This is a genomic window from Alkalilimnicola ehrlichii MLHE-1, from assembly GCF_000014785.1.
GTDB lineage: Bacteria > Pseudomonadota > Gammaproteobacteria > Nitrococcales > Halorhodospiraceae > Alkalilimnicola > Alkalilimnicola ehrlichii.
In genome coordinates this window covers 1,234,747-1,254,732 of the sequence record NC_008340.1, presented here as the reverse complement: position 1 = coordinate 1,254,732, position 19,986 = coordinate 1,234,747, and the positions used below count along the sequence as shown (strand labels likewise).

Here is a 19,986-nt window from a genome sequence, read left to right as displayed (position 1 = left end):
GTCTCTCAGAGGCTGCCGAACCGGTGCGGTGCCCGGTCCGGCAGCGCTCGGCCTTACGCGGGTTCCACGATCATGCGACCGGCCATCTCCATGTGCATGGCATGGCAGAACCAGTTGCAGTAATACCAGTAGACCCCGGCCTTGTCGGCGGTAAAGGTCACCGATGCCGTCTGCTGCGGGCTGACCTCGATACTGACCCCATGATCACACACACAGAAGCCGTGGGTGAGGTCCTGGATCATGTCGAGGTTGGTGCAGACCACGGTCACCTCGTCACCCTGCTTCACCCGGAAGTGGTTCATACCGAACTCCGGCGCAATCAGGGTCATATAGACCCGCACTTTGTTGCCGTCACGGATGACCTTATTATCACGGGTCAGAGTGACACCGTCCTCCTCCGCCATCTTCACCGTTTCAGCGAAGTAGGGATCGTCGCGTTCCCAGATCTGCTTGGTCTGGATCTGGTCACGCCGAACCACCACGCAGTCATGCGGCTCCGCAAAGGTCGGGGTATCGTGGACCAGCTTCATCTCCTCGCCGGAGATGTCGATCATCTGATCGTTCTCCGGGTGCAGCGGCCCCACGGGAAGGAAGCGGTCCTTCGAGAACTTATTAAGGGAGAACAACCACTTGCCGTCCGCTTCACTGGATTCGGCCAGCGTGGCCTTGAGGTGGCCCGGCTGGTAGTGCACGTTCAACTTCTGCCGGATGTAGTTGACGTTCTCGCCCTGGAAGTGGCGGACCGCATCCTCCATGTTCCACTTGACCACCTGGCTGTCGATGAACAGCGTAGTGTAGGCGTTGCCGCGCCCGTCAAAAGTAGTATGCAGTGGCCCCAGACCCAGTTCCGGCTCGCCGGCGACCGCATCCCGCGGCTCGATTTTGTCATCGAACAGGTCATCCAAACGGGAAATGTCGATCATGGTGACCGTGGGCGACAGCTTGCCGTTGGCAATGAAGTACTTGCCGTCGGTGGAGCCGTTCAGGCCGTGGGGGTTACGGGGCACCGGGATGTACCGGGTAAGCTGAGAACCCTTTCGGCCATCGACCACCGGGACGCCATTGTCACCGAAGGTCATGTATTCGCCATTCTCGACGGCCTCCTCGATGCGCGGGATATTGAAGATGACCACATGGTCGCGCTCCGCCCGCATCTTCTCCTCAAGCGTGAAGCCGTGCTCGGAGTTGTAGCAGGTGGATGCCCCGTACTTCCCACAATAGCTGGAGTCCATGTTGTCCAGGTTGCCATCCACCAGCACCTGCCAGGCCACCTCCATGGTCTCAGAATCCAACGCGGACCAGACGGAGAAGTGCTTCTTGGGATCCTCCAGCTCGGTGCCGTCGTTGGGCAACGGAATGATCATCTCACCGTTGCAGTAGACATAGCCGGTTTTCGGCGCCTTCTGCAGCCGCAGGCCGTGGATCGCCTGGGCGTTCGGGATGGTGGTCACCTTGTCCGTCTTCATGATGTCAAGCCGGACCCGGGCGACGCGGGTATTGGCCTTGTCGTTGATAAACAGGTACCGGCCGTCGTGCTTGCCATCGGTGTAACTGATATGCGGGTGGTGGGCGTCGCCATTCAGGAACTTAGAGCTTTCGCCCAGAATCCGCTTGCTCTCGTTACTGATGCCATAGCCGGTTGCGGAACAGACATTGAATACCGGGATGCGCATGATCTCCCGCATCGACGGCACGCCGTAAACCCGAACCTCGCCGTTGTGACCGCCGCTCCAGAAGCCGTAGTACTCGTCGAGATCCCCCGGCCCTACGTGGATCTTCTCTAGAATGGATTGGTCGGCTGCCTGTACCTCACCGGAGCGAACCAGCGCACCGGTGCCGGCGGCACCCGCGGCGCTGACCGCCCCAACGGCAGCCGTGGTACCGAGGAACTTACGACGGCTCGGGTTCCGCAGGCCCGCCGATTCCTCACTGTTGGTGGTGTCCACCGTGGTGGTCTTTGTGTCCATCTCTTTCATTGTCATCGCCCTCTCGGCTTTACATCGAACACTCGCTTACGCCCCCCGGCATATCACGCTTCCTGGGGCTTCTTCAGATCAGGGAAGGCTTTATTCGCCCGCCCCTCGGCTTGCCGCGCCGCCTTTTCCCGGCGTTTACGGCCAACAATCATTGGTGGGCACTTTCGGTCGTTCCAGTACGTCACCTGGCAGTCCAGGCAGTAGTGGCACTCGTTCGCATTGATGTGCCCGTCCGGGTGAATGGCCTGCACCTCGCATTCGTTGGCGCAGATCTGGCAGGGGCTGCCGCACTCCTGGTGACGGCGCAGCCAGTCGAACAGACGGATCCGTGCTGGGATGGCCAGGGCCGCCCCCAGGGGGCAGACATACCGGCAGAAGGCCTTGCGCATGAAGACCCCGACTACCAAGAGCCCTACCGCGTAGAGCACAAAGGCCCACTCGCGCATGAACTGCATAGAGATCGCGGTCTTGAAAGGCTCAATCTCGGCATACCGCTCGGCCTCGATCAGCGAGTGCAGCGACACCGCGAACAGGCCCAGCAAAATGATGTATTTCAAGGCCCAGAGTCGCTCATGCACCGCAAAGGGCAGCTCAAACTGGGGCACCCTCAGCTTCCGGGCCACCTCGTTGATCAGCTCCTGCATGGCACCGAAGGGGCAGAGCCAGCCACAGAAGACCCCACGTCCCCATAGCAGCACGGTCACTGCCACGAAGCTCCAGAGGATGAACATATAGGGGTCCATCAGGAACGTGGACCACTGGAAGTCCGTGAACAGCGAGTTCATGAAGGTCAGCACGTTGACCACGGACAACTGGGCCAGGGTGTAGTAACCGATGAACCCGACCGTGTAGACCAGGAACCCGTGGCGGATCCAGTACAGTAGCCGCGGCCGGCGGGCCAACACATCTTGGAACAGCAGGATCAGGGTCAGTAACCCCAGGCCGAGGCCGAGCACGGTGATACCGAACACCCGGTCCTCCCAGACCGTCAGCCACAGGGGCGTGTCATCCTCTTCCAGGCTGGGTGGCGGCTCCGGGATATCCAGGAAATGCTCGGGCACCTGGTAGGTGGTGAAGAACCGGGCGTTCATCCGGTCGACGGGCCCCACCTCGCGGCGCACCAGCAGCTCCAGCTCGATTGGCTCGGCCGGATCGAACATGGCCTCCTGCCGGACGATAAATAACTCCTTCTCGTCGAGCGGCGGTTGCCCGTCGATGGCCACGTCGTACAGTCGGATCAGGTCTCGATCATGGAACTGAACGGTCTCGTCGCCCTGCACGATCTGCATGCGGTCGAAGACACCGCCACGTACCCAGCCATCCCCCTTGAACGAATAATTGCTCTCGTCGGTGGCCATAACGGCGATCAAATGCTCGCCTTCCTCAAGACGCGCCATCATCCGCTCGTAGGCGTCATCGCCGAGCAGGTTGCGGCCGACGGTGGGCACGTTCACATAGGCATAAAAGAGCTCAATGAGCGTCTCGTCACGACGCTCTTCGGGGGCCTCGTCGATCCCCTCGCCGCGGGTGCCGACAAAGGCGTCGTCCCGGTCACCCAGGGTGATGTGGAGATGACCCAGGGCCCCCATTTCAATCAGTTCCTGCCAGGTGGCTGGCTCGAAGATATCCTCGCGGACGGTCGCGGGCTCGCGGAGGGCCGCGGTATCCACTTCAACAATGCCGCGCTCACGGGCCACCATACGCGCTGAGCGCATGATGGAATCCCCCATCACCACCACCGTTACTGTGGCGCTGGAGACGGAGTCGACTCCGATATAGCCCTCACGGTCACGGCCACCAACGCGGACTCGGTCGGTAACGTGCAGGCCTTCGTACTGCTCCAGAAACTCCACCAGTTTTGAGTCCGGAACACCGATCAGCACAATGGGCTCGGAGTGATCAAGGAGCTGGGCCCCAGTGATCTTGCCGTTAAGGTCCAGCCCCACCCGCATGTTGACCGGTTTGCCGGAATACGCGCCGATTGGCGCGAAGTTGACTGTTTCGAAGGCGTAGCCCACCTTCTCACCATTAGAGAAGAGCGGGATGACAGGGGGATCGCCTTCTGGCTCCCCTACCTCGTCCGCGCCGGGAAACAGGTCTTCCAGCCAGTCCGCTGCCCAGGCCCCGCTGAAAGGGAGCAGGAGCAGCGCGGTCAACAGAATTATCAGAAACGGGCGAAACCGATTGATCACTGGGGCCTCCACAAAAGGCTAAAGCTAACGGCTATTCGCAGCCTTGCGCTGCATACCACGCAGCAACATCCCTAAGCGCCTGATCCCTCTGGAATTGAGGCCTGTCCATAATCGGCGTCATTTCCGTGTGTTCCCGATCTCCCTCCCTGAAGGCCACCAACTGCTTAAACAGGTAATTCTCATGCTGTCCGATCAGTCGAGGGTAGCGATCAAACGCAGGATCACTGCCCGTCAACCCGTGGCATTGGTAACAACTGGTCGCGGCAAAAAGCATGCCTTGGTTGGGATCTCCCTTAAGCTCTTCCGCAGAGACAAGCATCGGAATGGATAAGGCCACCCCAACCAGCGCGCTCAAAAAAATTCGGTGTGCCATCGCTCGTGTACCTCGTAATCAGTCGGCCTGTGGTGGTTCTTTTCATTGGGTCGCCGGCCAGCAAGCACCCCCACTTCACCACCGCACCGCACGCTTTATCTTTGTGCGTGAACAAACTCTGCTGCGGTGTTCGGTCGCGGCTTCCAGCCTTCGCCCGAAGTGTGAGGAATGACCGCCGACCCGCTTATGGGCAAAGCGTCTGTGCCGTGAAATAGGCAGCAAGATCCTTCTTGTCCTGCTCAGTGAGTTGCGCCGCCTGGGGCGACATCAGCGGGTCTTCCCGGCTCCCGTCCTGGAAGTTTTGCAGTTGGATGAGGATGTACTCCTCGTTCTGCTGCGCCAGCTGCGGGTACTGAGGTGAGTCGTTGCGGCCTTGCGCCCCGTGGCAGGCAAAACAGGTGGTCGCGAGTTGCTCACCGCGCTCCGGGTCACCCGCCACGGCGGCCCCGGAGGCCAGCAGCGCCCCGCCGACTGCTACAGATACAATCATTTTGCGAAACATGTCCGGTGTACCTCTCCAGAAAGCTGTTGTCGTTATAGAGCCGGCGCTGTTTACCACCGGCTCGTTACCTAGTGAACGCCTAAACACTGGAAAGGTCTTTGCCGGAGAACAAATTGACCTGGGACAATCTGTCGCAGGTGCAATCGACGGCTGGTTACTGCATGCTGAGGAGTTGCAAGCGTTTCGTGGATGCGAGCGTGACCCGGCAGCGCCCGACACGCACCAGGCCATCGCGCTCCCATTGCGCCAGCAGGCGGCTGACGGTATGGAGCGTCGTTCCGCAGAATTCCGCCAACTCTTGGCGGGTCAAAGGGTCACGCAGCTGCAAACCATCCGTGGTGGGTATGGAGGCCTGGTCAGCGAGTCGCAGCAGGCAGTGGGCCAGCCTTTGTGCGACCGGCTGCGTAGAGGACTCACAAAGGCGGTCCACGGTCTGGTCCTGGTATTGGCTAACGAGCTGAAGCAGGTTGTACTGCAGCGTAGGTAACCGACGAAGTTCGCTACTCATCGTCCCCCGGGACCACGCCAGCACCGTCACATCCATCCAGGCGCGGGCGGTCACCGGGTATGTCGCGTCCGGCCGGCCCACGACCGAGCAGGCGGCGAAGGGTTCCCCCGGCCGGATGATCCTGACGACGACCACGTGGCCATTACTCATGGCGCGAAACAACTTCACGGCACCCTCGACCACCAGAAAAAACTGATCTGCCGGCTCGCCGCAGTTGAACAAAGTCCCGCCACCGGGTACCACACGGCGGTGTCCGCGCGAGATAACCTCGGAGACCTGGCGTTCAGCCAGCCCGGAGAAGAGCGGACTAGTCTCCAAATCCTCGTGCAACCTGATGACATTGGTAGTCACCATCACAATCCTCCGGCTTTGGTGCGATACATATATTATGAATATTGTTACTTATGACTTTAGTTCTATGTTTGATACAAAGCAAAGACACGGGGCATTTACATCTTTATTTTTTGATAGATGGCAACAAACGACCCAAACTGGCTTCCCGGAGGGAAAAGCTGATGCAAGCTGCTAACGTCAAGGCACTGAAGGACCCCATTGTGGAGGAGGCCAGAGAGCTTCTCGCCGAGGTGGACTTTCGCCTCGGCTCGATCCCGACCACGGTGAGGCTCAGGCTCTACTATGAGATCCACAACCATGCGTTGGGCTACGAGCAGAGCCACTTCATACAGACCCCGCTACAGGACGAACCCGCCATGGTGGACCTGGAGGATGAGAAGGATCCGGATGCCGCACTGGAGGCGCTGGTGAGCGACTTCATCCAACGCTACCGTGAGGCGGAACAGGCCGGTCACCGACCATCTGCCGGCTGGCTAATGCCCAACCGCGATTTCTGCTGACACCCGACGGCGAGCGCCGGTTATGCCGCTCCGGGCTTCTCTGGCACGGGCTTGACAGGTGGCAGCGCGTGAGTACAATGCCCAGCACAACGCAACGCACAGTTCCCCGGTAGCTCAGTTGGTAGAGCAAGTGACTGTTAATCACTGGGTCGGCGGTTCGAGCCCGTCCCGGGGAGCCATACAAAACAAGGGCCTAGGCGATTCGCTTAGGCCCTTTTTGTTTGTCTGGGGGTTATCTGGGTGCACAGGTGGGTGCACATTGGCGGTTGCTAGGTGCATAACTGGGTGCAGCGCACTTTACCCAGCGGTCGGCCACCGGGTCGCCAGAACCCGCCCCACTCTGCGGATGGATGCCAGACCACCCGCGCAGGTCGATAGGACAAACGCCGTTTACCGCCAATACCGATAGGAAACTTCAATGTTGGCACGCCTTGCATGGGGGAATGCCCCTTGCATGACATGCAAGAATGCGGCCTAGCACTGCGCCACCTCTTCGCATCCGACACATAGCGCGGATTGGTGCCGAAGTCTGCGGCGGCCTTGGCGCGGGATTCTTGCTCGTAGCGGGACGGCTTGGGCGGCTCCATCTTCTCGGCTGCGATGGCGGCCTTCTGACTGGTGGTGATGGGCTGATCATCAGAAACATCCGGAATTATTTCCGGACCTTTTCCGGCGCTCGCGACTGGCCGCCCAGGGGACAACCTCTGCCTCTCCTTCGCCTCCGCCTCATACATGGCGAGTGCTTCCGTTGCGATGGCGGCTCCCAAAAACAAAACACGCCCCGATGGCTGAGTGAGGCCACCGGGGCGCTAGGGGTTTCGTGGGCGGCCACCCCATCGGGCCGGACGCGAGCGGTGCAGGCAATAACCGCTCCCCACTTCCAGCGAGGTCTAGGCGGCGCGGGCCTTATCCCGCGTGTTCATGACTAGCGTTGCCTGGTGCCCCGCCACGTTCATCAGCTCCCTTACTGTACGCATCAGGGCATCCATGTCGGCGGTGGTGGCCATGCGATCCCGGTCAACTTCGGGTCGCGGTTCATGGGCAGCGTCGGCGGCCTGAAAGGCTTTGCGACAGGCGGCGGTGGCGCTGGCGTGTACTTCGTCCAGCCGTTTACGCAGATCGGCCAGCTTACCCACCAGCTCGGCCAGCTCGGCATGGGTGTCGGCTTCCTCCTGCAACTCCTGCTCCATCACCTTCACCGCCTGCCGGAAGGCAGGGCCGTTATCCTTGCGCTCGGCTTCGGGCCGTTGCGCCTCCAGGGCGTCTATGCGGTCGCCATGTTGACGAGCAAGGCCGTCCAGCCGTTCGGCCTCGGCACGGCAGTTGGAAGCCGCTCCCATGTCCCCGGCAGCCACGGCGGCCTGATACTCGTCGCGGGCCTTGTCGGCGGCGGCTGCGTGTTCCTCGTTGAGCCGGTACTCTTCGGCAATCTGCTTTTCCAGTGCGTCTACATGCTTACCCATTGTTATCACCTCCCCGCTTATGTGCGCCCTTGATCGCGTCCACCATCGCCTGATACCCGCCACCACTCGGAGCGCTGTCCGTGGTCGGCTCTGGCATGACCGGAGCGGCCTTTGCCTTCGCGTCGGTGCGGGTGAGGCCGCGACTAGACTTGTGACGGTCGCGGATTTCCGCCATCGCGGCGGCCTGTCGGCGGCGCTCGGCACCAGCGTCATACCGGCCAGCACGGCGCGGCGGAGCGGTGTCGGCCTTCGGGGTGGCGGTGCGCTGGTTCATCAGCCGTTGCACCGCGCTCGGGTCTGCCTTGCGTCGGGTGGGCTTGCTGTCGGCCTTCGGCTCAAGGTCGGAACTCCAGAACTCCTTAATGGGCCTGGACGGTTGTTCCCAATGCTGTGGGCTGTCACTTCTGAAAACTGCCATCGTCGTTACCTCGCTGTACTACCAAGTGCAAAGCGCCCGCATCCGTTCGCCTGGGGCGCGTGAGTTGGCCGCCACCAGACCGGCAACGGCGTTTGCTCTGTCATCGTGACCACCGGGGGCGTGGTCGATACTGTCCCGGCCACCGCGTGCTGTGCGGCGCTCCAGGCTGATTAGCTGGGTCATCAGCCGATCATCGGGCGGAAGCTCCACGCGGGCGCTGTTCATGCTGGCGAGCATGTCCCGATAAAGGTCTGACTTCGGTTTAGCGGCCTGCTCTACGGTGATCCCGTGGCGGCTGAACTCGTCGGCAGGCCATGAGCCTGCATAACGATCCGAGATAGCGCGGGTGATCCGGTAGGACTTCAGCAGGTCGGCGTATTCGGCAACGATCTCGGCAGGCGTACCCTTGCGGGCGCGTAGCACGTCCACGACCACGCGCTCCCCTTCCCGGTGGCCGATGGCGGCGGTGAACTCATCCGCGCCACCACCTGCCGGATCAACAAAGGCGGTATAGGTAACGCGCTTGTTGTAGGGCAACTCCAGCGGGGTGGGCCGCGTGGCGGCCTCTACTACTTCGCGTTGCAGGAAGGTCTCCACGTCCGTCCTGAACTCCGCCAGGTACTCCGCCGCCGCACTGGCCGGGTCACGCTCCATTGCCTCCGTGACCACGCGCTCAGGCAATGAGGGATTCATGGTGCGGCTGGGAGCCTGCGCCACCAGGATGGGCGATGCCTTGCCGTAGTGTCGGCGGTAGTTTTCCCATAGCTCACCGCGTCGGGCGTATGGGCTGGAAAGCGCGATCAGCTTGCCGTTCAGCGTGGCCAGACCGGGACGCACGGCGGCAATGATCTCGCTGTCAGGGTTCGCGCTGTCATCGGAGCGCCAGAACGCCACCTCGTCGGCAATCACCGCCGCGAACGTGTAGCCGCGTGTCGTGCGGAATGAGGCCGTGCCCACCTCGATAACAGCCCGGTTGGACAGCTCTATGGATTCCCGATCCTCGCGCACGATCAGCCGTTCCAGCATCGGATTCGCGTGCATCAGACCGGAGATATACCGGAACACGCTGCGGGCCTGCGCACGGTCGGCAGCCATGACGCGGGTGGTGGCAACCTCACCGGGTGCCAGGGCATCGCGGTGGTCTTTGAAACACGCCTCATAGACCGCCAGCAAGGCCGCTGCATTGGACTTGCCACCGCGGCGGCCTACCACTAGCCACAACTCGTCATGTGCGCTCTGCGGGGCGCTCTCGCGGTCTGTGAGCGCGTGCCAGTGCTGTGCCTCGGCATCGTCCAGCGGGAGGCCATAAAAGCCGCTCAGGAGCGCACGCCAGGCGGCCCAGGTGTCGCCACCGAACTGGCCACCGAACAGGGCGGGATCGGTCATCACGTCGCGGATGGTGACGCTCATCGCATCGCCTCCCGTGCCTGGTGGGCCAGGTCCAGGGTTACGGCGTAGCGGTTGTGATCGCCCTGGTGGAGCCAATCCACCGCCAGGCGGCGGAGCGTGGCGACGTGGCGGGCGCTGGTGTCCGTCCGGTGGTAGCGGCAGGAACGGCGGTGGTGCGTGGCGTGGCGCTTGGCCACCGCGCATAGCTGGCCGGGACCGGGGTAGTGGCGGCAGTTGGCACAGATGACCATTAGCCCGCCTCCCCTGCCTTGGCCGCCAGGTATTGCGCAAGGTCTGGAACGTCACGTTGACGGCGCTCCAGACCAAGGCGGGAGTAGATACCCTGGAGACTGTTAGCGGCCTGCACCCACTTGCCCACGTCGAAGTCACCGCCCTTGGACAACGCCTGCTCCTGTTGGGCCAGCCAGTATTCGAGCCACAGACCACGCTCTACAAGGGATCGCTGCATGTAAGACAAGCGATCCGCACCACCAAGGTCATTACAGACTTCATCGAAGCGGGCGCGTAGCTCACGGGCAAGGCCATAACGACCGTCCAGCGATTCCAGCCAGCCGGGGCGGTATTGCTTTGGAATGTCCTGATGCTTGGCCGCCATTTCGCGCCTAACCTCTCGCTAATGTGCACCCATTTGTGCACCTAAAACCCTTACTCCCTATGGTACTAGCGGGACAATGTTTTACAAGTGATTGATTAAACTGCATTAACATGAATTGACGAGAGTGATTAGTTATCACTTGGCGGGGTTCAATCACCACCACAGGGGCGGCTTAAAGGCGGGCGCTGGAGGGTAGGCCGGGGTAATTGCCCCTGATTTGAGCGAGGTTATATTCGGGTCCGGTAGCTAGTGGGGGTTTGTGGGGTTTCTGGGGTTTGTTTCGCTCTATAGGTCTGAACTGTCGCTGACAGTTTTGAACCCATCGTTGTGAGAAACCCCAGAAACCCCCGAAACCCCCACTAACTCAGACTTGCACCACCCGCCATTGCCGGGTCTTGTACGCCTCCCCCGCGCTCTCAATGCGCAGGCCATCGACAACGCGCCCGGCGTGGCGCTCTATCCAACGGCCCAACCGGCGGCGATTCACATAACCACGATCCCCCGCGATCTCTTGCAGGGCCTCCAGCAGCGCCGCCCGTCCTTCGTCGTATTGCGGGAAGGTGCAGCCGTCGACATCGCCCCCGGCTGTGCTGATTAGCGTGGCGACCCGCACGGGCGCGGCGGCGTGTTGCGCGTGCCATGCCGCCACCAGCGCCCGGAGCTTCTGCGTTTCCGGGTCGTTGTCGTAGTTGCGGGCCACGGCGTCGGCAGGGTCAGCCAGGCTAAACCCCGCCAGCCCTTCGGCCCTGACCCAGACCACGCATTGGCGAATAAGGGCATCCCATTGTTCATAGCTGCCCATCGTTCCAAGGCCATGGGCTGGGGCGCCCTCAGCGAGAAACCCGCGCAGCACCGTTAGGGCGGCGGCGCGGTAGTGCAACCACCGCTCCCGCACGCGGGCCACCGGGTCAAAGGGGAAGGCCAGGCGCTCCGGGTTCTCCACTCCGTGGTCGATGGTGGCAACCAGTACCCGGCGGGACAGGTCGCCCACTAGTCGAAGGTTGTTACCCGTGGCAGCCACCAACACGCGGGTTGGGGCGCTCACATCCTCAGATACGCCTAGCTTGCGGTCTCTGAACTCGCTCGCGGTCAACACCGCGCATAACGTGTCCGAGTCCATAGGGCCGCTTACGTTGTCTAGCAGCAGACTAGACGGCCCGGCCATCAGCGCGGACATTAGGCGCTTGCGCTGTTCCTCGGCTTGCTCCGACCACGGGCTTTCGACCGGCTCGGAACCGCCTAGCCATGCTGTAGCCTTCGCGCCCTTGCTCTTGCCCGTTCCTGCCCGGTAGGCGTTCCAGGCGAAGGCGGGCGCGGTCTCCAACAGTGGGCGCTGAACGGCGGTCAGCAACGCGGCCAGTTGAACCGCTCGGCTCACGTCATCGACATAAGGGAAGCGCGCGAAAGGCTCCCAAAGGGTGGCCAACGCGGCCCGTACCTGCTCCCGGCTCGGGTGCGCTGGAATGGCTGGCCAGCCGTCCGGGTGGTCTGCTAGCAGCAGCAGGCCGGTTGCCTTGTCATAGCCGGGCTGGTTCAACAGGGAGCCATCGGGGCGCAGTATCGGCCCGCGAATTACCCCGGTCAGCTCGGGCACGCTCCAGCCGCCCCGGTTGGCCAGGATGCGCGGCGCAAGGTCTCCGGGCGCGTCGGCAGGTAGCCAATCCTTGGCGCGCCCGTCCCACCTCAGCCATGCGGCTACTTCCTCCAGGTGAGTCCGCAACCAAGGCGGTTGCACCCCGAATAGGGTACCGTCCTCCACTACCCGGACAAGCTGCCCCCCACGTTGGAACACAACACCGGCTTCAGCCATAAGGGCGTCGGCTTCGCGCACAATGCGCGGCATTTCCCCGGGCTGGGCCTTCAACGTGGCGCTTGCGCGGATCAACGTATAACGCGCCCCGCCGTGGGCATGACTGTAGATGAAGGGGCGGCCACCACTGCGAAGGTTCAGCCATGCTATTCGGCTGTCCGCCCGGTAATCCGGTTCCAGCGGATCAGCGAAGCGTTGCCCATGCCAGCGGTCGGGATCGTCCAGCACTTGCCCGACCGTCACGCGCTTGCCGCTTTGGTGGTGCAAAACGAAGTCACCGTAAAGACGCCCGTTCGTCACCGCATCAGTTAGCCGGGCGCGGGCTTCCTCGACATCCTTCGGCTGGATTTCGTCTAGGCGCTGCTCTACCCACTCTTCCCGCTGCAATGCTTGGTCTGGCGCCATTGCCTCGCGTTCCTGTCGGCGCAGCTCGGCCAGTTCCTCCAGCTCTGCGGCTGTCAGGTCCGGCAGCGTTGCGCGGGTGTCGATGGGCGCGGCGTCATTGTTGCGCGGCTCTGCCGGTGGGCGGCGTTGTTCCAGGGGCGCGATGCAAGCGGCACCGGCGGCGAAGTCCAGGCGCTCGGGCTGCCACACCACGGCATCCACGGGGCCACGCTCCAGCAGGGCACCGGACTTGCTCACCAAGTAAAAGCCGTGACCCGCAAGCCATAGGCGCTTATGCAGAACCTCACCTGCTCGGGGTATGTCGCGGGCGTCAGCCACCAGGACATAGCAGCGCAACCCGCCCCGGCCCTTAACGCATTCGCCCGTATCAGCGTGGTAGATATGGGAACTGCCACTATCACCCAGCACCAACGGGGCACGCTCGATGTCTGGCCACGCTTCCCGCAGCACCGACAACAGGCCATCCCGGTCTAGCGGTTTGGCGGTCGCCTCAGGGTCATAGTCGAGCATGAGCCACCCGGGCGCGGCGGGCCAATCGAAGTGCTCACGGGTGCGGGTAATGTCCCCTTCTTTTGCGGCCTTGCGGGATGCCACGGGGGAACGTTCAGCCCTAGCCACGCCAAAGGCCAACGCTTGGTCTGGCCGCAACCCGTCAATTAGCGTTGCCAGTTGCCACGGCTCCCCGCATTCCATGCGCCGGTATTCGCCACGCACTAGGGAACCACCGGGGGCGGTCAGAAGCTGGCCCTGTTGGTCCAGATGGTACCGCTTGGAAAGGCGGGAGGGGTTCGTAGCGGTGAACAGTGAAACGGCGGCATCGGCAGTGCTATCGGCAGTGCTATAATTCTGTTGCACGCCATCCCAATGTGCGCCCGCCCCGTTCGCCGGTTCGCCCCCGGCGGCGGGGTTTCGTTTTTCTGTCAGCATTACGCACCCTCCCCGCCTGCCTGCTGATAACCAACCGGATCGGCAAGCCATTCGTGAACGTCCGACTCACGCCAGACGGTCATGCGCTGGCCCAGGCGAATACGGGGAGGGAATCGCCCTTCCTGCTCACGTCGCCAGATCGTGGACTCGGAAAGGCCGGTAACGTCGATGACTTCCCGCTTTTTCATCAGGCGGGAAGGGCAGGCGGTCGCGTTTTGTGCGGTCATTGGTCAGAACCTCATGTTCGAGGCTCCACCAGCGGGGGGCGGCAAGATACGGCCAGGTGTTGCGCTATGTGTTCAACTCTGGCTATACTGCCTATGAGGCTACCGCTCCAACGGTAGACCTCACTCCACCCCCAACGGTGGAGCACGAAAGGTAGAAAGAAACGGGGCTTTGCCCCACCAGCCCGGTCACTGCTCCAACAGCGGCCGGGCTTTTTTGTGCGCAATCCGTCACGCACAGACCTGATTAAACCGCACTGGAGGGGGGTCGCGCAAGTGCCGATTTTAGCCATATATCAGGGGTGTAGCGCGACACCCCCACTAGATGTTGTGTTTTGACCTAGCCCACCACCTCCAGCCGCGCCCCGCCATTCTCGTCCCACTGGAGCGCCGCCCGGCAACGCGCCTCGGGCACCGGCTCGCCTGCAATGGCGGCTTTCAGCGCAATATCCCATGCCCGCATGGCCCGCTGTTTCTCGCCCCAATAGTCGTAGCGGTCGTAGTGCTTCGCGCTCACGCCACCAAAGTCATGGTTGTGCAGGTGGTTGGTGGTGGTTTTGGGAATCCCTATCTCGTGCATCCGCGTTTTGCAGGTGCGCCGGAAGTCTGAGGCCGTAAACTTCTCCATCGGCTCGCCCTGCGCCTCCAGGTGCGCCAGCAGACCGCGAACGATAGCGCCCGGCCTCTCGGCTCGCATGGGCTTGTGCGCGTTGCGTAGCTGCGGGAACAGGTACCCTTGCCCACCAGTCAGCGCCCGCAATTCCTCCAGCACTTCGGCGGCGGTGCTGTTGATTGGTACCAGGTGGTCGCGGGTGCGGTTTTTGTGCCGGGCGGCTTTCAGGTGCCACTGTCCGGCCTGCAAATCGAACTCGGGCCACTGTGCTTCCCTCAGCTCGGTAATGTGCTGGCCGCCCAGCGCCAGCAGCAGGCGCAACAGCAACGCATCCTGCGGGTAAGGGGTCGCGTGGTCGGCCTCCCGCCATACGCGCCCGATCTCGCTAAATGAAAGCTCCCGATCTCCGGGCGTAACGTGCACCTCAAGCGGCACGTCCTCCACCGGGTTGTGGCGCACGCGGAACTTAACGGCACTGCCCAGGTTGCGCGGGTCGTTATCCGCCTGAATGGCCAACTTGAACGCGCGATGCAGGTTAGCCCGCAGCACTCGGGCGGTATGGTCAGCGCCACGGCTTAGGGGCCGGTGCAGGATCAGTTGCACGTCCTCCGGCTCCACGTCCCCGGCCTTGGTGTCACGGGGCACCACCGGGAACACGTCGCGGTGGAACCCACGGCGAACGGCGGTAATGTACTCCCTGGAGCGCCCGCGCTTGCGCATGTGCCACAGGTACAGCGCCGCCACCCCTGCCAGCGTGCCCCGTTGCGCCCGCTTGCGTTTCTCCCGCCTGTGCGCCTCCTGCTGCTCTCGGGCGTGCTCCTGCGGATCAATGCCCCGCTCTAGCAACTCTCGCGCCTCCTGCGCCTTCTCCCGCGCCTCTGCGAGCGTTGTCTCAGGGTAGTTACCCAGCCCCATGAACCGCCGCTTGCCGGTAATGTCGTTACCGTCTTTATCGGTGGTGCCCTCGGGGGAGTAGTAGAACTGAAAGAATGTCAGCCGCCCGGCTGCCGACACCTTCACCCCGAACCCTGAACCGTCACCGTCCCACTCCCTGGTGGCCGACTTGCGGCGCTTGCCCTGGAGCGCCTCCAGTTTCTTGGCCGTAATACCCTTGCGAGCCATCGCCCTGCCCTCCTGAATCACTAGATCAGAACCCGAATCACTGGGCCGATTGGGTGCACAACTGGGTGCACACTGGCGGTCACAAGATGTGCACCCAACTGCATTAACCTGAATAGAATAATACGCCTTGGATGCAGGCCGTACAAGGGTTTACGGGCATCCAGGAGGGAGGGAGCAAGTGATAAAAATGGACGGGAAAGAAAGAAACGCTTGACTGTTAATCACTGGGTCGGCGGTTCGAGCCCGTCCCGGGGAGCCAAAGAAGCGAAGAGGGGTTAGGTCTAGCGGCCTAACCCCTTTTTTGTTTTTGTGGAAGCACTGAATACATCCTCATTGCGAGCCCCACCCCCGCTGCGCGAGCCCGAATCTACGAAGGACGGCACACCCCCGTCATCGCGAGCCCCCCTCCCCGCTGCGCGGGCCCGAATCAACGAGGAACGGGGCACCCCCGTCATTGCCAGGGCCGAAGGCTTTCCCCCCGTCATCGCGAGGGCCGAAGGCCCGTGGCGATCCAGGGCGGTAGACTGCCACTTCGGCTTCGCCTCCTCGCAGTGACGGTGTGGGGGGGGGGGGAGACAACCGCGCACCTCCCCGCCGCGTCACCCGGACCGGGTGCGCCACCGGCACTCAGAGTCGGATCGTGGCAGGCAACGGATCGTGTGGGCGATTTGCCCTACCCGGACCAGGCACCCTCCTCGTAACCAATTGATTTTTCGGTATTCATGAGTTGGCCCGATTTCTGCTTTAAGAAGGCCGTGTCCATTCAACCCTCTCCGTAGTGGTTATGGCCCTCATCCGGCACACGCCTCGGCGGCCGGACCGAGGGCCTCTTCTTTTCCACCCGTGCCCCCCGGGCGGCTTATACCCTGGGTATGTCAGGGGCCTCCGCAAGGAGCAGATCGAGCCACCGGTTGGTCAGTTTCTCCTGGACTGAATTCTGTCGCAGCCGTCCGTTCAGGTGCTCAAAGTCCACGGCATCGAGGGGCTGATCCTGCTCACAGCAGCTGAAGACAAACCGCTCCTCACCGCTATCCGGATCCTCCTGCCGGCACAGGCACTGGGCACAGACCGCTTTCATCATGCACTGCATCGGCGAGTTGATGGAGCCGAGCGCCACGTGGCCAGGTTTCAGATAAGGCTCAAGCGCCCCGCGACGGGCTGCTTTCACCGCCGCCATCATGCGATCGGAGCCGATGGCCATGATGCGATCCACCGCTCCCATGGGCACTGCAGTCGACCCTAACTCACCAGCGGCATACGCGGTCATTGCCTCCACAATGTTACCGACGACGCTGCGATCCTGTGGGCGGCGTGCCACCACCGGTTGCACCCCGGGACCGGGATCAACACTCCAGACGACTACGTCTGCCGCCGCCTCGATCTCGTCAACCTTATAGATGTCGCCGGGGTTACGGTAACCGGCGAAGTAAAGCACCCGGCTACCCGCCGCCCGCAACGCCCGGCCGATGGAGAAGAGCACGGCGTTACCCAGGCCGCCTCCGGCCAGCAGCACCGTCTCGCCAGCCGGTATCTCGGTGGGGGCACCGGTCGGTCCCATCAGCACCAGCGGGTCGCCGGGTTGCCAAGTGGCACAGAGGCGGGACGAGGCGCCCACTTCCAGCACGATGACCGAAACCAGGCCCTGCGCCCTATCCACCCAGGCCCCGGTCAGCGCCATCCCCTCGGTGACCAGCGGCACGCCGTTCATCCGCGGGGCGCACGACGCGTAGTTCTGTACCCGGTAGAACTGCCCGGGCTGGAAGTTGCGCGCCTGCAGCGGCGCACGCGCCACCACCTCGACAATACTGGGTGCCAGCCGCCGCACCGTCTGTACGCGTGCCTGGAGCTGATCATCCAGGTGCGCCAGCAACCGGCTTATGGCCGCATCCCGTTGCGGCTGATCGGCCGGGTCCAGGCTGTCGAGCGCCTGACGGAAGAGGTCGACGATGTATGGATAACCGTCCTTGGCGCTGGCCATGGCGCGCACCACGTTGCCTGCGTAAACGGGATGGTTGTCGCCGAAGAAGGACACGCGGCGGCCGTCATGTTCATAGGAGGTGAAGGGTGCCGGGTTACCAATTTTTGGGGTGGGCTGGTTCTCGCCCACCGGCGTCAGGTGTGGGGCGTCCTCTCCGGGCTCGAAGGCACGGAAGAATTTGCCATCCAGCTCGAAGGTGCCCGGGTGCTCCCTTTCGTAGGCCACGTTGGGTGAGGTACCGGCGGCCACTACCAGGGTCCGAAGGGGCAAGGTGAGTGTCTCACCACCGGCCACCCAGTCGCCATCCTCCTGCTGATGCATCTTCTCAAAACGAACGGCCTTCAGGTGGCCATGCCCGTCTGCCATGGCCGATTGCGGTGCCATACCATCAGCCAGAATCAGGCCCTCCTCCATGGCCCTGACCAGCTCGTCGTGGTTCTGCCGATAGGCCGGCGCGTCATGCAACCCCTTGCGGTAGAAGAGCGTGACGCCCCCCCATCCCGACAGCAGATGCGCGAAGTCAGGGCACTCCCCTGCCTGCTCTGCCCGGGCGCGCTCGGCCCGGACGGCGCGGCCATGGTCCAGAAACTCGTCAAGGATCTCGCGTTCCTCGCCGTCATATTCGGCCAGGACCGCTTCCTCTCCAAAGCGGCTGACCACAGCCTCGTACCGCTCCAACGTTCGCTCCACCTGGATGGGGTAGTAGGCGAGGAGCTCCGTGGTGGTATCCACGGCCGTCAGCCCGCCCCCCACCACTCCGGCGGGCAGGCGAACCTGCATGTTGGCCAGGGCGTTGCGCTGGGCCGCACCGGTCAGCTGCAGCCCCATCAGAAAGTCCGATGCCTGACGGATGCCGCGCACCAGATTGTTCTCAAGCCCGATGACCGTCGGCTTGCCGGCCCCGGCGGCGATCGCAATGTGATGAAAGCCGAGGGCCCAGGCGTCGTCCACCGTCAGGGTGCCACCCAGGCGCACCCCCCCAAAGCAGCGGAATGCGCGGCGTCGTGCTAGCGTCAGATAGATGACCTTGAGGAAGTTCTTGTCCCAGCGAGCGGTAATGCCATACTCGGCGACCCCGCCGAAGCCAAGTACCGTCCGTTCATCCAGTCGCTCGTAGAGGGTGTCGAAATCGCGCACCGGCGCGGGAACGCCGCTGGCGACGCCAGTCAACTCATCGGGCAGGGGCTCAATCTTCAGGCCATCGATGCCGACAACGCCAAACCCCTCATTCAACAGGTAGTGGGCCAGGGTGTAACCTGCCGGCCCCATACCGGCAACCAGCACATTCTTGCCGTTGTAGGGCAGCATGTGGGGGCGCTGGACGTGCAGGGGGTTCCACCGGGTGAGCAGGCTGTAGATCTCGAAGCCGTAAGGCAGGGCAAGCACCTCGCGCAGGATGGCCGTTTCCACCTCCGGGATCGCCACCGGCTCGACCTTCTGATAGATACAGGCGGTGACGCAGTCCTTGCAGATGCGGTGGCCGGTCCCGGGCACCATAGGGTTGTCCACCATAACCACCGCCAGGGCGGCCAGGCTGTCGCCCCGGTGCTTGAGATATTGCGCCTCTGAGATCTTCTCCTCCAGCGGACAGCCCACCATGGGCGTGCCCAAGGGGTTGTTGCGAAAACCACCCGCCTTTGCGCGCATACCCTTGGAGCAGAAGTCCCGGTCGCGATCGTGGCAGTAGAGGCAGTGCTCCACCTCGTCCACGATCCGCCTTAGCGGCAGACCCGGATCAGTGAGTGCGAACCCATCCCGCCTTCGCGTCACGTCGGTGCGATACGCCGTATACCCCTCCCGCGCCACGGGCTCGCACGGCACTTGGTTCTCAAAGTCCGTCTTGGCCCGTCCCCGCAGCGCCGTCCAACCATGCGTTTGGGCACCGATTGCGGTGGATTGAACGGCGGCGAAAGTCCAGCGTTCTATCCGGTTGAGAAGCGCGGCCAAGAAGGCCTGCGGGGTGCTCTCCGACAGCGCCTCCGCCAGCAATGTGGGGCCATCGGGATGCGCCTCCAGTGACTGCCGAAGGGCCGTTACGCCATCGGGGTCGTGCCCCGTCTCCATGGCCTGCAGCACGGACATGGCGCTCGCGGCAAGCGCCCGCTCCGGGTCTTCGACTGGGTTATCGCTCCCGGACAATGCCTCTTGGAGCACAGAGACCTCGCGGTCCAGGGTCTCCAGGTCCCAGTCGGCTAGATCCTCGGGGGCAAAGCGCTTCCGGACCTTCGCGACCACTTGGTCCCGGTAGGCCATGACGGTATCCAACTCCCGCTGAACGCGTTCCCGGAGTCGACCCCATTCGCTCTCGATCCCAAAGAGGCGGGCCAGAAAACGGCTCACTTGCGGGGCCACCCCGGTGAGTACCGCCGAGCGTTCCGTGGCCGAGAGATCCCCCGCCCCGGCCGTCCGGTACTGCTGAAAGACCTCGAACAATACCGGATCGTCCGTCGCCAGGAATTGGTCGAAAACGCTCAACAGTTCCGCAAGCTGCGCCGGGTTGTGGAGATCCGCGTAACGGAAGCCGGCGATACCCAGGGGAAAATCGCGTCCCTGTGGGCCACCGGCTTCGGGGGGAACTTGCGCATCAGGTGACATGGTGGGCTCCCGTTCATTCGG

15 protein-coding genes and 1 tRNA gene are annotated in these 19,986 nt (G+C 62.9%); 2 read left to right on the top strand and 14 right to left on the bottom strand.

The annotated features are described in order from the left end of the window. Nucleotides 1–53: 53 nt before the first annotated feature. From nosZ to MLG_RS05480, 5 genes are all read right to left on the bottom strand, one after another. A complete protein-coding gene (gene nosZ / locus MLG_RS05500) occupies nt 54–1,976 on the bottom strand; it encodes a TAT-dependent nitrous-oxide reductase (protein WP_011628821.1) in 1,923 nt (640 codons plus the stop codon). 53 nt (nt 1,977–2,029) lie between these two features. Next, entirely contained in the window at nt 2,030–4,132 is a 2,103-nt protein-coding gene (nosR, locus tag MLG_RS05495; protein ID WP_232209287.1) for a transcriptional regulator NosR, read from the bottom strand. A 67-nt stretch (nt 4,133–4,199) separates the two neighbouring features. Then, the gene (locus MLG_RS05490; RefSeq protein ID WP_011628819.1) at nt 4,200–4,541 is read right to left on the bottom strand and encodes a c-type cytochrome; all 342 of its coding nucleotides are present in this window, start codon (nt 4,539–4,541) and stop codon (nt 4,200–4,202) included. A gap of 184 nt (nt 4,542–4,725) precedes the next feature. Next, nucleotides 4,726–5,043, bottom strand: coding sequence for a c-type cytochrome (locus MLG_RS15390; protein WP_011628818.1), 318 nt, complete (start codon nt 5,041–5,043; stop codon nt 4,726–4,728). Nucleotides 5,044–5,197: 154 nt separating this feature from the next. Further along, nucleotides 5,198–5,905: a Crp/Fnr family transcriptional regulator gene (locus tag MLG_RS05480; protein ID WP_011628817.1), complete on the bottom strand. Its 708-nt coding sequence runs from the start codon at nt 5,903–5,905 to the stop codon at nt 5,198–5,200. A gap of 161 nt (nt 5,906–6,066) precedes the next feature. On the opposite strand from MLG_RS05480, the gene MLG_RS05475 reads away from it, so the two are divergent. Then, a complete protein-coding gene (locus MLG_RS05475) occupies nt 6,067–6,405 on the top strand; it encodes a hypothetical protein (RefSeq protein ID WP_011628816.1) in 339 nt (112 codons plus the stop codon). 103 nt (nt 6,406–6,508) lie between these two features. Continuing rightward, nucleotides 6,509–6,584 (top strand) — tRNA-Asn (locus MLG_RS05470). A gap of 711 nt (nt 6,585–7,295) precedes the next feature. Here the strand turns inward: MLG_RS05470 and MLG_RS05465 are convergent. The 9 genes from MLG_RS05465 to MLG_RS05430 form a co-directional block, all read right to left on the bottom strand. Then, nucleotides 7,296–7,868, bottom strand: a complete 573-nt coding sequence (locus MLG_RS05465; RefSeq protein ID WP_011628815.1) for a hypothetical protein — start codon at nt 7,866–7,868, stop codon at nt 7,296–7,298. Continuing rightward, on the bottom strand, nt 7,861–8,286 hold the full coding sequence (locus MLG_RS15385) for a hypothetical protein (protein WP_011628814.1): 426 nt from the start codon (nt 8,284–8,286) through the stop codon (nt 7,861–7,863). The genes MLG_RS05465 and MLG_RS15385 overlap by 8 nt, the downstream gene beginning before the upstream one ends. A gap of 18 nt (nt 8,287–8,304) precedes the next feature. Further along, nucleotides 8,305–9,696 carry a hypothetical protein gene (locus tag MLG_RS05460; protein WP_011628813.1) on the bottom strand — a complete coding sequence of 464 codons (1,392 nt, stop codon included), beginning with the start codon at nt 9,694–9,696 and terminating at the stop codon, nt 8,305–8,307. After that, complete coding sequence (locus MLG_RS05455; RefSeq protein ID WP_011628812.1) at nt 9,693–9,926, bottom strand: hypothetical protein; 234 nt, start codon at nt 9,924–9,926, stop codon at nt 9,693–9,695. Before MLG_RS05455 ends, MLG_RS05460 begins: the two co-directional genes overlap by 4 nt. Next, nucleotides 9,926–10,291 (bottom strand): hypothetical protein, encoded by a 366-nt coding sequence (locus MLG_RS05450; RefSeq protein ID WP_011628811.1) that lies wholly within the window; start codon nt 10,289–10,291, stop codon nt 9,926–9,928. The genes MLG_RS05455 and MLG_RS05450 overlap by 1 nt, the downstream gene beginning before the upstream one ends. Nucleotides 10,292–10,655: 364 nt before the next feature. Continuing rightward, nucleotides 10,656–13,433, bottom strand: coding sequence for a hypothetical protein (locus MLG_RS05445; protein WP_011628810.1), 2,778 nt, complete (start codon nt 13,431–13,433; stop codon nt 10,656–10,658). Beyond that, nucleotides 13,433–13,660, bottom strand: coding sequence for a helix-turn-helix transcriptional regulator (locus MLG_RS05440; protein WP_011628809.1), 228 nt, complete (start codon nt 13,658–13,660; stop codon nt 13,433–13,435). The genes MLG_RS05445 and MLG_RS05440 overlap by 1 nt, the downstream gene beginning before the upstream one ends. A gap of 337 nt (nt 13,661–13,997) precedes the next feature. Beyond that, the gene (locus tag MLG_RS05435) at nt 13,998–15,392 is read right to left on the bottom strand and encodes a tyrosine-type recombinase/integrase (RefSeq protein ID WP_011628808.1); all 1,395 of its coding nucleotides are present in this window, start codon (nt 15,390–15,392) and stop codon (nt 13,998–14,000) included. 859 nt (nt 15,393–16,251) lie between these two features. Further along, on the bottom strand, nt 16,252–19,965 hold the full coding sequence (locus tag MLG_RS05430; RefSeq protein ID WP_011628807.1) for an oxidoreductase: 3,714 nt from the start codon (nt 19,963–19,965) through the stop codon (nt 16,252–16,254). Nucleotides 19,966–19,986 lie beyond the last annotated feature (21 nt).

Excerpts from the sequence above, each read along its gene's own strand:
- nosZ (WP_011628821.1), bottom strand. The coding sequence starts at position 1,976 with ATGAAAGAGATGGACACAAAGACCACCACGGTGGACACCACCAACAGT.
- MLG_RS05490 (WP_011628819.1), bottom strand. The coding sequence starts at position 4,541 with ATGGCACACCGAATTTTTTTGAGCGCGCTGGTTGGGGTGGCCTTATCC.
- MLG_RS15390 (WP_011628818.1), bottom strand. The coding sequence starts at position 5,043 with ATGTTTCGCAAAATGATTGTATCTGTAGCAGTCGGCGGGGCGCTGCTG.
- MLG_RS05480 (WP_011628817.1), bottom strand. The coding sequence starts at position 5,905 with ATGGTGACTACCAATGTCATCAGGTTGCACGAGGATTTGGAGACTAGT.
- MLG_RS05475 (WP_011628816.1), top strand. The coding sequence starts at position 6,067 with ATGCAAGCTGCTAACGTCAAGGCACTGAAGGACCCCATTGTGGAGGAG.
- MLG_RS05465 (WP_011628815.1), bottom strand. The coding sequence starts at position 7,868 with ATGGGTAAGCATGTAGACGCACTGGAAAAGCAGATTGCCGAAGAGTAC.
- MLG_RS15385 (WP_011628814.1), bottom strand. The coding sequence starts at position 8,286 with ATGGCAGTTTTCAGAAGTGACAGCCCACAGCATTGGGAACAACCGTCC.
- MLG_RS05460 (WP_011628813.1), bottom strand. The coding sequence starts at position 9,696 with ATGAGCGTCACCATCCGCGACGTGATGACCGATCCCGCCCTGTTCGGT.
- MLG_RS05455 (WP_011628812.1), bottom strand. The coding sequence starts at position 9,926 with ATGGTCATCTGTGCCAACTGCCGCCACTACCCCGGTCCCGGCCAGCTA.
- MLG_RS05450 (WP_011628811.1), bottom strand. The coding sequence starts at position 10,291 with ATGGCGGCCAAGCATCAGGACATTCCAAAGCAATACCGCCCCGGCTGG.
- MLG_RS05445 (WP_011628810.1), bottom strand. The coding sequence starts at position 13,433 with ATGCTGACAGAAAAACGAAACCCCGCCGCCGGGGGCGAACCGGCGAAC.
- MLG_RS05440 (WP_011628809.1), bottom strand. The coding sequence starts at position 13,660 with ATGACCGCACAAAACGCGACCGCCTGCCCTTCCCGCCTGATGAAAAAG.
- MLG_RS05435 (WP_011628808.1), bottom strand. The coding sequence starts at position 15,392 with ATGGCTCGCAAGGGTATTACGGCCAAGAAACTGGAGGCGCTCCAGGGC.
- MLG_RS05430 (WP_011628807.1), bottom strand. The coding sequence starts at position 19,965 with ATGTCACCTGATGCGCAAGTTCCCCCCGAAGCCGGTGGCCCACAGGGA.